Here is an 11,858-nt window from a genome sequence, read left to right as displayed (position 1 = left end):
GCCCCCCGGGCGCCCCGCCCCGGGCCGTCAGGCAGCGAACGCCTCGGCGGCGGCAAGGCCGTCCTCGAACATGTGGTAGAGCCGGATCCGGCCGTCGGCGACCGCGATGTGCAGCGCGAACTCCGAGCTGAACTTCTTGCCGGTACGGCGGATCACATGGGTGAAACGGCCGATCGCGACACCCGTGTCGCCCTCGGCGACAATGCGGTCCACCTCGAACTGCTCGGTGGCCTCGACCTCTTCGCCCGCGCTCACGAAGAACGCCGTCAGCTCGTCCTTGGTCGAGCGGCGCCCGGTCCACGGCACGGTGTCCGAGCCGGGGACGTTCCAGTCGACCTCCTCGGTGAACAGCTCGAGCAGGGCCGGCAGGTCACCCGCACCGAAGCGGGCGAAGAACTCCTGGATCGTCTCGGTGGTGGTGGCAAAGGTGGTGACGGACACAACGGTCTCCCGATGACTGGGGTGTTGGACAAGGACGTCCGGCAGCTTGGGCTGCCGGGATGGAACGGACCTCAGGTGAGGACGGGAACGGGCACCTCGGCCGGAGCGGCCTGGCGCAGGAAGGCCTGTGTCTGCTCCGGCGCGGTCACCGCCGCCAGATGGGCCAGATGACCGTCGGGGCGGACGGTCGCGATCACCGGACGGTTGCCGAAGGCCCTGCCGAGCGGCTTCGCGGCGGACGGGTCCACGCCGCCCAGATCGAGTACGGCGACCTGGTCGCCGAAGCGGCGGCGCAGCCCCGCGGCCAGGGCTGCCCAGTCGGCCGGGGTCCGGCGGCCGGGCCACAGCACCACGGTGTGCCGGTACGGGTCGAGCGCCGGCACGCCGCCCGCCTGGACGGGCGGAGCGAACAGCGGCACCCGCTGACCGACGCGGGCCGGGTGCGGGATCCGGCGGAACAGCGGATCCGACACGGACTCGGAGTAGTCGACATCCGCCTGGGCGAGCAGCGGCACCAGGATCCGCTGCACCAGACCGGCCCACTTCGCCGCCACGAAGACCGCGTCGCGCGCCGCGATCCGCAGGGTGGAGCGCTGCATGGCGAACCTGGCCTGCGCGGCCGACGTCTTGGCCATCCGTACGGCGCCGACGCTGCGCTCGGGGTGATACGTCTCCAGGATCGCCTCGTCGAGCCGCCCCTGGATCACCCCGCCGAGCTTCCAGCCCAGGTTGGCGGCATCCTGGAAACCGATGTTCATGCCCTGGCCGCCGGCCGGGCTGATGACGTGGGCGGAGTCGCCGATCAGGAAGCAGCGGCCCTGGCTGAAGCGCTCCGCGAGCCCGAGCCGGGGCCTGAAGGAGCGGGTCCACACCGGCTCGCCCACCTTGAAGTCGGTGTGCGCCCGCCGGTTGATGACCTCTTCGATCAGCTCCCGCGACGGGTTGCCCTCGCCGTCCTCACGGTGCGGGATGTTGGCGGCGATCCGGTAGAGCCCACCCGCCAGGGGCACCAGCGCGACCACCCCGTCACGGGAGTAGTAGTACTGGGCGTTGGCCGGGACCCCGCCGGAGATGGGCGCATCCCCGATGGCGTAGGTGACGTCGATGGCCTCGCCGTCGAAGCGGATCCCGAGCATCTCGCGGGTGGCGCTGCCGGGGCCGTCCGCGCCCACCAGATAGAGCGGCAGTACGGTCTCGGCGGTGCCGTCGGGGAGGCTCAGCACGGCGCGCGGCAGTGTCCCGGAGTTGTCCAAGTGCTCGAGCGTGACCCCGAATTCGATGGTTCCGCCGAGTTCGGCGAGCCGGTCCCGCAGCACCCGCTCGGTCTCCCGCTGAGGCAGCGTGAGGACGAAGGGGTACGGGGAGCCGGGCAGCTTGTGCATGTGCGCGGTGCCGCGCAGCCGGCCCTCGGAGTAGTAGCCGACCCCCTTGCTGGTGTGCCCCCGCGCGACCAGACGCTCACTGACCCCGATGCGGCGCAGCATCTCCAGGCTGCGCGGCCACACCAGGATGCCCTTGGAGTGCGGGTCGGACTCGTCGATGCCCGCCCGGCGGTCGACGAGGCGGATCCGTACGCCCTGCTGGAGCAGTTCGCAGGCGAGGGTGATGCCCACCGGCCCCGCACCCACGATCAGGACCTCGGGCGAGTCACCGGACAGTGGCACCGATTCCTTCTCCCACTGCATCAGACCTTCACCCCCTTGGCGCTGAGCAGTTCGGCGGCCTCGCCGATGGACTCCACGGACAGCAGTTCCTCGTCGCTGACGGGGATGCCGAGCCTGCGCTCCAGGATCACGGCGAGCTCCACCATGACGAGGGAGTCGAACTCCAGCGTCTCGAAGCGGGTCTCGGCGGAGAGCTCCTCGCCGGGCAGCCCGTACTTGTCGCTCAGGATCTGTATGAGGTCACCGGCCAACAGCTGTGACATCGACTTTCTCCTTCTTCAGGTCAAGTGGGGTGAAGCGAAAGGGAGTTCAGGCGACGATGAGTTCGGGCCAGACCAGGGCCGCGGAGCCCCAGGTGACGCCGCCGCCGAAGGCGCTCATCAGGACGCGGTCGCCCGCCGTGATGTCGCCGCTCGCCGCGGCGTCCCCGAGCGCGAGCGGTATGGAAGCCGCCGAGGTGTTGCCGACCTTGTCGAGGTTGATCACCGCGCGCTCGGGCTCCACCCCCAGCTGCTCGGCCACGGCGTGCAGGATGCGGACATTGGCCTGGTGACCGACGAACCTGTCCACCGACTGCACCGGCCAGCCGATCCGCTGCAGCAGCGTTCCGGCCGAATCGGCCATCCGCTTCACGGCGTTGGTGAACACCTGGCGGCCCTGCATGGTGAACCAGGAGTCCGCCGGGTCGGGGGCCAGACCGCCGGCCCGCTGACGCGAGCCGCCGCCCGGAATCTTGATCAGGTCGGCCAGCGCCCCGTCGCTGCCCAGGTCGAAGCCGAGCAGCGCGCCCGGCTCGTCGGCCCGGCCGGCCCGCAGCACCACCGCGCCCGCGCCGTCACCGAAGATGACCGCGCCGGAGCGGTCCTCGGGGTCGATGATCGAGGTGAAGGTCTCCGCGCCGATCACCAGGACGCGTTCGGCCTGGCCGGAGGCGATCGCGCCGGCCGCGCCCGAGAGCGCGTACACGAACCCGGAGCAGACCGCGGCCATGTCGTACGCGGGGATCGGGCCGAGGCCGAGCCGGGAGGCCACATCGGGTGCGGTGGCCGGGCACGGGTGATCGGGGGTGGTGGTGGCCACGACGACCAGGTCGACCTCGCTGACCCCGGCGGACTTCAGCGCCCGCTCGCCCGCCTCGACCGCCAGGTCGCTGGTGGCGACCCCCGGTCCCGCCATCCGGCGTTCGGTGATTCCGGTGCGGGTCCGGATCCACTCGTCCGAGGTGTCGAGCCGCTCGGCCAGCTCCGCGTTGGTGACAACTCGGGGCGGGAGCGCGGTCCCCAGCCCCTCCAGGACAGCCGCCAGTCGGGTAGTACTATCCATGCTGGACCCTCGATGGTCTGAGCGAGACCATTCGGCGACTGACCGGCTCACGGCGTCAACTGTCTGCCGGTTGGTCGTCGGATGGCTCGTATGGACGGTTGGGTGGTCAGCCGGCGAGCACGGGACTGCGCCGGGTCTCGATCGTGGTGTCGATCCGCCCGTACGCCTCCTGTGCCTTGGCTATCGCCTCCGCCTCGGAGACGACCGGTGTGATGCCGGTGATGTCGACGATGGTCCGCAGCCGCTCCGCCAGGGAGCCGCCGACCACATGAACCGGGATCTCCAGTTCGGCCAGGACCTCCAGCAGCCGTGCGTCGGCCATCGTGCGGAAGCGGTTGTTGACGGGACGGTGCCCGTCGGCGGAGAGCGGCAGTTCGTTGCGCAGGTGGACGAAGGCGTCGAAGCTGCGCTTGACGTGCTGCTTGAACGAGACGCCCAGCTGCCGCATGACGTCGTCGAAGAACTCGATCTCCGGAGTGCGTTCGACGTCCTCGCCCTCGGCCAGGTGCACCGAGTCGTTCGGGTTGATGCCGACCCGCACCCGCAGCGCGCCGTAGATCCACTCCTGCAGCGAGGAGCCGTCGGAGATGAAGCCGTCGGCGAGCTGGTACTCGTACTTCACCCGCTCGGTGTGCCGCACGACGATCATCTGCAGCAGCTCGGCCGCGGTGCACTCCTCCAGGGTCTTGCCCGGGGCGGCCTCGGGGAGGATCTCCCGCATGGTCTTCGCCATGGTGCGCGGGAGCCCGGTGTAGTGGGAGAGGGCGAGCGCGGTCATCGTCTTGCCGGACGAGTACGTGCCGGAAATACCGAGCCTCATGTGCTTACCGCCTTTTCGCGTAGGGAAGTCGAAGCAGTGCTCAGCCGGCGACGGTGGCGGCGAGCTGTGGGATCTCATGGGTGACGGAGCACATGACGCGCACTCCCGCGCAGTCACTGGTGATGTCGGCCGTGCGCCACCGGACGCCGCGCACATCGAGCAGGGTGGCGTCGGTGAGCTCGGTGGTCACCGGGAAGGGGCCTGCCGCGGGCCGGTGCGGGGTGTCGCTCTCCAGGACCGTACGGCGCATCCACAGCGTGTTGCTCCGGGCCCGCGGCACCTTGTCGAGGCCGTACAGGAGCGCCTGGCCCATCTGCAGGGTGACCACGAACGCGTCGATGAAGGAGACGGACGGCTGGTAGGCGCCCTCCATGCCCGCGCTGTAGTGGGCGCCGGGCACGGTGACCACGGCGACCTGCGCGTCCGCGCGCCGCTGCGCGATGTCGACGCTGACATCGGTGATCGGCTGGCGGCGGTGCTTGAAGCCTTCGCCGTACACGCCGGGGAGCAGCGCGGCCAGGTCCGGGTCGTACGACGCGGAAGTGGTGTCGGAGTTCAGCCGGCCCACGGGGTGGACGAGGTCGCTTCGGATCCGCATCCCGCCGACCGTGCAGTCGAGCACCGAGACGGCCAGCGACTCGTCGGTCTCGTGAAGGCGGGTGGTACGCAACGTGGCCTCGGCGCTGAGGGATTCGAGGTTCTCCTCGTCGGGCGCGTTCCCGGCGCGGATCTCGACCCGGCGCAACCAGACGGCCGCCCGCTCGCGCTCGGTCAGCCCATGGCGGCGGGTCAGGAACAGCTCGGCCAGCCGGCCGCCGATGATCAGCGCGTCGATGGTGCTCAGATGCGGACGCTGGTCGGTGTCACCCTTCTTGGACCAGTCGGGCGGACAGATCACCGAGACGAGCGCCCCGATGCTGCCGCTGCCGGGCGGGCCCGGGGCGACCGTCACCTCGCCGAACCGGTAGTCGACCCTCCGGTGGCCGTCGCCGAAGAACCTCCGTGTCACCGGCCCCAGACTGTCGTCGATGGACGCCATGGAAGCCGTCGCGGATGCCATGACACTCCTTTCCTCTCGCTCGTCGTTGTGCGGTGGACGGTGTGCGCTCGCTCCTCAGCCCCGCACGGGGGCACGCAGCACGGCGGGAGCACCGGACATCCGGAAGCTCGCCCGCGAACCGCCAAGGCCACCCGCCGACTTGGCGTTGACCAAGGGAAGTTCGCCTTCGTACGTGTACGGGCAGGTCCCGGCCGGCACCTCCACGCGGCCGAGCAGCCGGTCGGTGACCTGGCGCAGTTTCGCGAGGAACTGGCGGTCGTACGCCTCGGACAGGGCCCGGCCCGGGAAGAAGCCGTCGAAGTACTCGCCGGTGACGCGCTCCATCGACGGGTCGGTGATCAGACGCAGGGTGGGGGCCGCCCCCTGCTCGACGGTGGACAGCGGCTGTATGCGGCTCTCGCGCACCATGCCGGTGTCCATGAAACCCGCAGGGTGCAGGCAGTTGACGGTGACCGCGCTGCCACGCAGCTCCTCGGCGAGATCGAAGGTGAAGGCCACCAGGGCGAGCTTGGCGCGCCGATAGGCCACCACGCCGCGGTAGTCGTCGTAGAACGTGGCCTCGGACGGGTCGAAGGGCGCCTGGCCCACCGAGCCGATGTTGACGACACGAGCCGGAGCCGTCCTCGTCAGCAACGGAAGCAGTGAACGGGTGAGCGCCACCGGGGCGAGGTAGTTGACGGCGAACCTGAGCTCGTGGCCGTCCCGGCTGGTCTGCCTGGTCTCGCCGGGTGGCCCGAAGCCCACGGCGGCGTTGTTCACCAGGACGTCCAGCCGGGACGTGGCGGCACGGACCTGGTCGGCCAGGAACTCCACCTCGGCGAGCGAGGACAGATCGGCCGTGCACGGGGTTGCGAGCGTGCCCAGTTCGGCGGCGAGCCGGTGGACCCGCTCCGGGTCCCGCCCGTGCACCAGCACGCGCCGGCCGCCGGCCACCAGTTCGCCGGCCAGATGGCGACCGAGACCGGCGGTGGCTCCGGTGATCAGTACGGTAGGCGTGTTGTCGGTCATGTCCTGCTCCATCGAAGGGGAACGGGGGCCGGTTCTGCCTCAGTTGCCGCGCGGCGGGTGGTTGACGTTGGGGACCGAGAAGTTGTTGATGTAGATGTTCGGCCCGTCGATCTTGTTGCGGGCCACCATCTCCAGGAACTCCTGGGCCGGGGCGTTGCCTCGGTGCTGCTCGTACGCCGCCTCGTCGGTGAACGTGGCCTGGAACACCACACGGGTCGGGTCGTCCTGGTCGGGAACGATGTGGTAGCTGATCGTCCCCTCCTCGTCCCGCAGCGAGAGGTAGGCCTCGCGCTGTGCCGACTCGAGGAATTCGGCCCGGTGCTCGGCGGCTATGTTCTCGAAACTGGCGACCACGGTCAGGATGATTCCGTCGTCGCCTTCCGAGCCGAGCGTGGCGGGGGCGGAGACGGCGACATCCGGCTGAATACTCATGGGTTTTCTCCCTGACTTCCGTATGGACCGGCCGTGTTGCGGCCCGACAGGAGGCGACATTAGTGAGCGGGCGGCCGAAAAGAATCCCCCCATGGGGGCCCGGGCCCGGTGTCGAAAGTTGTATCCGGATACCCCGTCGGAATAGTTCTCGCTTCTCCTGACGTTCGGAGCGGGAAGGATGGAATGCGTGCCGAGTCCCGTACACGACAGGAGAATTCGTATGCGTGCGATCGTCCAGCAGGCCTTCGGAGGTCCGGAGGTACTGCAGGTGGCGGAGGTCGAACGGCCCAGGCCGCTGCCGACCGAAGTGCTGGTGCGGGTGAAGGCGATCGGGGTCAACCCGGTCGAGGGGATCATCCGCAGCGGGGTCTTCCCGCTGCACGGTGAACCGCCCTTCATCCTGGGCTGGGACGTCTCGGGAGTCGTCGAGCACGTGGTGCCGGGCACATCCCGCTTCAAGGAGGGGGACGAGGTCTTCGGGATGCCGCTGTTCCCGCGCGCGGCCGGCGCCTACGCCGAGTTCGTCGCCGCCCCCTCGCGGCACTTCGCGCTCAAGCCGGCCGGACTGACCCACCCTCAGGCGGCCGCGATCCCCCTGGCCGGGCTCACCGCCTGGCAGAGCCTGGTCGAGGTGGCGCAGGTCCGGCCGGGAGAGCGGGTGCTGATCCACGCCGGGGGCGGGGGCGTGGGCCATCTCGCCATCCAGATCGCCAAGGCCCACGGCGCGTATGTGATCACCACCGCGAGCGCGGCCAAGCACGAGTTCCTCCGGGGGCTCGGCGCCGACGAGGTGATCGACTACCGGGCGGTCGACTTCGCCGAGGCGGTCACCGGGGTGGACACGGTCCTCGAACTGATCGGCGGCGACTACGCGGACCGCTCCCTGCGCACCCTGCGCCCCGGCGGCCTGCTGGTCACCGCGATCGCCCGCTCGGACACCGAACTCGCCGCCCGCACCCGCGAGTCGGGCTTCCGCTTCGCCGGGGTCTCGGTGGAACCGGACTACGTGGGCCTGGAAGCCATGGCAGCCCTGGCCGAAAAGGGCCAACTACACCCCCACGTAGGCCACACCCTCCCCCTCACGGAGGCCGCAACCGCCCACGAACTGATCGAGTCGGGCCATGTCACGGGGAAGGTGGTGCTGGAGCCGTAGCCGTGAACGGGGTGCGGGGGTGTGGCTTAGGGACCGCCGAGCCGTAGGGGTGGGGGGACGGCGTACGGGCCGCCCGAGCAGTAGGGGTGCCGGGAGCACGACGTACGCGTCGCCGAGCCGTAGGGGCGCGTGTCGCAGAGCCATGGCCCCGGCCCGGAGCGCGCGGCTCCGGACCACAACCCCGGCAGGGCACGCGGCGGGCAGGTTTCGCCGAGCCCTGGCCCCGGCCTGGGACGCGCGGCCCCGGACCACAACTCCGACCCGAGGCACGCGCCGGGCGAGATTCGCACGTCCCGAGCCATGGCACCGGCCTAGGACGTACCGCCCCGGACCACAACCCCCGCCCACGGCACGCAGCACGCAGCACGCAGGATCCGCATGTCCCTAGTCATGGCCCCGGCCCACGGCACGCAGGAGGAAGCTTTCACATCTCCCAAGCCATGGCACCGGCCTGGGACGTACGGCCCGGGCCGGGGCCCGGCCGGGCACGCGGCGGGCAGGTTTCGCCGAGCCATGGCCCCGGCCTGGGACGCGCGGCCCCGGACCACAACTCCAACCCGAGGCACGCGCCGGGCGAGATTCGCACGTCCCGAGCCATGGCACCGGCCTAGGACGTACCGCCCTGGACCACAACCCCGGCCCACGCCACGCAGCAGGCAGGATCCGCACGCCCCAAGCCATGACCCCGCCCGGGACGTGCGACGCCCTGTCCCGTTGCCCGGCCGGCGGGGCAGAACCCGGCCAGTGGCCGTCCCGGCGACGGAAGGACCCGGCAAGTAACCGCCCCGGCGACGGAAGGACCGGCCGGTACCCCGCCGTCGGGATGAAGGCCCGGGCCCGCCGGCCCCTCCCCGGCGGGCTCCTCTGACCCCGGCAACTGCCTTTGCCCCGGCGCTCGGCATCTGCCGCGGTGGTCACCCCGACCCGGCGCTCAGGCCAGAGCCGGGAGTCGCGCCCCCGGCCAGCCCGTGGCCTCGGCGGCGCGGACGAAGGAGCGTGTCAGTTGTGAGCGGTCGGTGGCCGGGTGGGCCAGGCAGATCTCGCGGGGCGGGACGTCGAGGACCGGTACGTAGCGGATGCCGGGGCGGGTGTAGAAGGCGGCGGCGGAGCGAGGCAGCAGGGTGAGGCCGTGGCCGCGGGCCACCAGTTCCAGCTCCTCCTCCACGGGGCCCGCGCCGGATGCGGCCTGGACGAGGGAGGCCGCGCCGCGCACCACGGCCGGCGCGGCCCCGGCCCGCCGCAGCAGCGGCTCCCCGTCCAGGTCCGCGCCGACGAGCTCGACCGCTCCGGCGAGCCGGTGCCCGGTCGGCAGCGCGGCCACCAGCCCCTCGCTGCCCAGCGGGACGAGGGCAAGACCGGCTTCTGCCACCGGCATCCGTACGAACGCCACGTCCACCGCACCGCGCAGCAGGGCCTCCGCCTCGGATCCGGCGGCCAGTTGGCGCACGTCCACGGTCACCTCGGGCCGGTACACGGCGAACGCGTCGATGATGCCGGTGACGGTCATGCCCCAGCCGAAGCCCACGGTGAGGTGGGATTCCCCGCCCGCCGCCCGGTACATCCGGTGGCGGGCCGCCTGCGCGGTGGCCAGCAGCCCCCGCGCATCGTCCAGAAACTGCCGGCCGGCCGCCGTCAGAGCGACCGAACGCCGGTCCCGTACGAGTAGTTCAAGGCCGATGTCCTGTTCCAGGGAGCGAATCTGCCGACTGAGCACCGGCTGCGCGATGTGCAATGCGGAGGCCGCTCGACCGAAATGCAGCAGATCGGCCACGGCCACGAAGTAGCGCACTTTACGGAGATCGAAGTCCATGAAATCCACGACCTTTCTATTGCGTTCTGGGTATCACAGGAATCGATTAAGGTATTGGACGTACGAGTTGATTCCCGGGCACTGTTGACACAGCAGAAATTCGAATGGCCGAACACTCGGGAAGGTACGGACAATGACCCTTGCAGGAAAGCGCGTGGTCCTCCTCGGCGGCAGCTCGGGAATAGGATTCTCGGTCGCCGAACTGGCCGCCGCCGAAGGCGCACAGGTCGTCATCGCCTCCAGCAGCCAGGACAAGGTCGACCGGGCCCTCAAGCGCCTCCCGGACGACGCCCAGGGATTCCGCCTGAACGTCACCGACGAGGACGAGGTCCGCGAGTTCTTCCAGCAGCTCGGCGAGTTCGACCACCTCGTCTACACCGCCGGCGACCCGCTGCAGATCAAGTCCTTCGACGAGACCGACGTGCAACAGGCGCAGGAGTTCTTCAAGGTGCGCTACTGGGGCGCGTTCACCGCCGCCCGCCACGGCGCCGCCCACATCCGCAAGGGCGGTTCCATCGTGCTGAGTTCGGGCAGCGCCGGGGCCCGCCCGGCCAAGGGCTGGATGGTCGCCGCGTCCATCACCAGTGCCTCGGAGGCGCTGGGCCGCGCGCTCGCCGTGGAGCTCGGCCCGATCCGGGTCAACGTGGTCCGCCCCGGTCCGACCCGCACCGAGCTGTGGGACGGCAGCGTCGCGGAGCCGGAGGAGCTGTACCAGGCGCTCGGCGACAAGCTGCTCGTCGGCCGGGTGGGCCAGGTCTCCGAGGTCGCCCAGACCTACGTCTACCTGATGAACAACGGCTTCAGCACCGGCTCCGTCGTGACCGTCGACGGCGGGCACTTCCTGTCCTGAGCGCCGGCTCCCCCAACTCCGGCGGCGGCCAATCCCCCGGGCCGCCGCCGGCATCCGTAGAGGAGGCGCACCCCCCCATGCGCATCGAAATGGCAGACGACCAGGACGGGCGGCAGCCCGGATTCCTGGCCGTGACGGAGTCCATCTGCTCCCTGCTGGGCGGCACCAGGCTGCTGTCCATGGCGACCGTCGGCATGGACGGAGTCCCCTGGTCGCACAACGCCTACTTCGCATACGACTCCGATCTCCATCTGTACTGCCTGACCCGGCCCGCCTCACGGCACGTCAGGAATCTGGCCAACAGCTCCGGCCTGGTCTCGGTGACCGTCGCCGACACCGGACAGGAAGGCACCCCCGGCACCCGCCAGGGTTTGCAGCTGCTCGGCACCTGCTCCCCGGCCGTGGGCGACCAACTGACCCGCGGCGCCGAGGAGTTCGGCCGGCGGTTCCCGATGTTCGCCGCGGCCGCCGCCAAGGCCGCCGGGCCGGATCCGTCCGGGACACCCCTGCGGCTCTTCGTGTTCACGCCGGAAGAGTTCAAGGTCTTCGACGAACGCACCTTCGGCCTCGAGACATGGCTGGCCGGACACATCCGTCGTCATAGCGCGGTCGCTCGATAGCCGAGTCACCGGCCATCACGCTATGCACTGCACGGCGCGCCGGACATTCCGCATGCGCGACACCGGAATACCTCCTGCGATACGCCCGACTGCCCCCAAAGAGGTATTGACGCGAGGTTTCTTGGATCTCGCATTCCCCAGGAAATTCCCAGGACATTCCCCAGGAGGAGCACCATGTCCGTCGACGCCAGTCCCGCCCTCGCCCCGCGCACCGGGGAGGAGGTGTTCCGTGCGCTGGCCGCCGAGGGCGACCGCACGCCGTGGGAGTCGATCGCCGATCTCGCGCCCGGCCTCGGCGCCCACATCCGGCACGGCCTCGGTGCCCTCGTCGGGGACAGCGGCCTCGACCTGCGCACCCGCGAACTCGCCACCGTCTGCATGCTCGCGGCCCTCGGTGACACCGCGCCCCAGCTCGCCTTCCACACCGCCGGAGCGCTGCGGGCCGGCGCCACCAAGGCCGAGGTGGTCCAGGCGATCGCCCAGGTCGCCCTGTACGCGGGCATCCCGCGGACACTGAACGCGCTGGCCACGGCCCGGCCGGTGCTCGCGGCCCACCCGGACGCCGAGTAGCCGCCGCGCGGGCCCGTACCACTTTCGAAGCAATCGGACGCACCCAAAGCGGAATTCCCGCGCTGTGGTGCGTCCACTAGCGTCGAAAGGGCGCCGGGAACCGCGAC

The 11,858-nt window shown here is 70.7% G+C and carries 13 protein-coding genes; 4 read left to right on the top strand and 9 right to left on the bottom strand.

All coding sequences use genetic code 11. The features are described 5' to 3' along the window. Positions 1 to 27 precede the first annotated feature (27 nt). From ACFY10_RS31255 to ACFY10_RS31220, 8 genes are all read right to left on the bottom strand, one after another. A complete protein-coding gene (locus ACFY10_RS31255) occupies positions 28 to 441 on the bottom strand; it encodes a nuclear transport factor 2 family protein (protein WP_390668555.1) in 414 nt (137 codons plus the stop codon). A gap of 71 nt (positions 442 to 512) precedes the next feature. Then, a complete protein-coding gene (locus tag ACFY10_RS31250; protein WP_390668554.1) occupies positions 513 to 2,126 on the bottom strand; it encodes an FAD-dependent monooxygenase in 1,614 nt (537 codons plus the stop codon). Then, the gene (locus tag ACFY10_RS31245) at positions 2,126 to 2,368 is read right to left on the bottom strand and encodes an acyl carrier protein (protein ID WP_390668553.1); all 243 of its coding nucleotides are present in this window, start codon (positions 2,366 to 2,368) and stop codon (positions 2,126 to 2,128) included. Before ACFY10_RS31245 ends, ACFY10_RS31250 begins: the two co-directional genes overlap by 1 nt. A gap of 46 nt (positions 2,369 to 2,414) precedes the next feature. Further along, positions 2,415 to 3,428: a beta-ketoacyl-ACP synthase III gene (locus ACFY10_RS31240; protein WP_390668552.1), complete on the bottom strand. Its 1,014-nt coding sequence runs from the start codon at positions 3,426 to 3,428 to the stop codon at positions 2,415 to 2,417. 106 nt (positions 3,429 to 3,534) lie between these two features. After that, a complete protein-coding gene (locus ACFY10_RS31235; protein WP_390668551.1) occupies positions 3,535 to 4,248 on the bottom strand; it encodes an AAA family ATPase in 714 nt (237 codons plus the stop codon). A gap of 40 nt (positions 4,249 to 4,288) precedes the next feature. After that, complete coding sequence (locus ACFY10_RS31230; RefSeq protein WP_390668550.1) at positions 4,289 to 5,308, bottom strand: AvrD family protein; 1,020 nt, start codon at positions 5,306 to 5,308, stop codon at positions 4,289 to 4,291. Between the two features lie 54 nt (positions 5,309 to 5,362). Next, positions 5,363 to 6,316 carry an SDR family NAD(P)-dependent oxidoreductase gene (locus ACFY10_RS31225; RefSeq protein ID WP_390668549.1) on the bottom strand — a complete coding sequence of 318 codons (954 nt, stop codon included), beginning with the start codon at positions 6,314 to 6,316 and terminating at the stop codon, positions 5,363 to 5,365. Between the two features lie 39 nt (positions 6,317 to 6,355). After that, positions 6,356 to 6,748, bottom strand: coding sequence for a putative quinol monooxygenase (locus ACFY10_RS31220; RefSeq protein ID WP_390668548.1), 393 nt, complete (start codon positions 6,746 to 6,748; stop codon positions 6,356 to 6,358). A 220-nt stretch (positions 6,749 to 6,968) separates the two neighbouring features. Between ACFY10_RS31220 and ACFY10_RS31215 the strand changes: the two genes are divergently transcribed. Continuing rightward, positions 6,969 to 7,901: an NADP-dependent oxidoreductase gene (locus ACFY10_RS31215; protein ID WP_390668547.1), complete on the top strand. Its 933-nt coding sequence runs from the start codon at positions 6,969 to 6,971 to the stop codon at positions 7,899 to 7,901. 931 nt (positions 7,902 to 8,832) lie between these two features. Here the strand turns inward: ACFY10_RS31215 and ACFY10_RS31210 are convergent. Further along, positions 8,833 to 9,711: a LysR family transcriptional regulator gene (locus ACFY10_RS31210; protein WP_390668546.1), complete on the bottom strand. Its 879-nt coding sequence runs from the start codon at positions 9,709 to 9,711 to the stop codon at positions 8,833 to 8,835. 133 nt (positions 9,712 to 9,844) lie between these two features. On the opposite strand from ACFY10_RS31210, the gene ACFY10_RS31205 reads away from it, so the two are divergent. The 3 genes from ACFY10_RS31205 (at position 9,845) to ACFY10_RS31195 (ending at position 11,751) form a co-directional block, all read left to right on the top strand. Then, on the top strand, positions 9,845 to 10,561 hold the full coding sequence (locus tag ACFY10_RS31205) for an SDR family oxidoreductase (RefSeq protein WP_390668545.1): 717 nt from the start codon (positions 9,845 to 9,847) through the stop codon (positions 10,559 to 10,561). Positions 10,562 to 10,638: 77 nt separating this feature from the next. Beyond that, positions 10,639 to 11,181: a pyridoxamine 5'-phosphate oxidase family protein gene (locus ACFY10_RS31200; RefSeq protein ID WP_390668544.1), complete on the top strand. Its 543-nt coding sequence runs from the start codon at positions 10,639 to 10,641 to the stop codon at positions 11,179 to 11,181. Positions 11,182 to 11,355: 174 nt separating this feature from the next. Then, positions 11,356 to 11,751 (top strand): carboxymuconolactone decarboxylase family protein, encoded by a 396-nt coding sequence (locus ACFY10_RS31195; RefSeq protein ID WP_390668543.1) that lies wholly within the window; start codon positions 11,356 to 11,358, stop codon positions 11,749 to 11,751. The last annotated feature ends 107 nt before the right edge of the window (positions 11,752 to 11,858 follow it).

This window comes from Streptomyces sp. NPDC001401 (genome assembly GCF_042895385.1).
Lineage (GTDB): Bacteria > Actinomycetota > Actinomycetes > Streptomycetales > Streptomycetaceae > Streptomyces.
The sequence above is the reverse complement of the archived record's forward strand: the minus strand, read 5'-3'. Positions and strand labels throughout refer to the sequence as shown.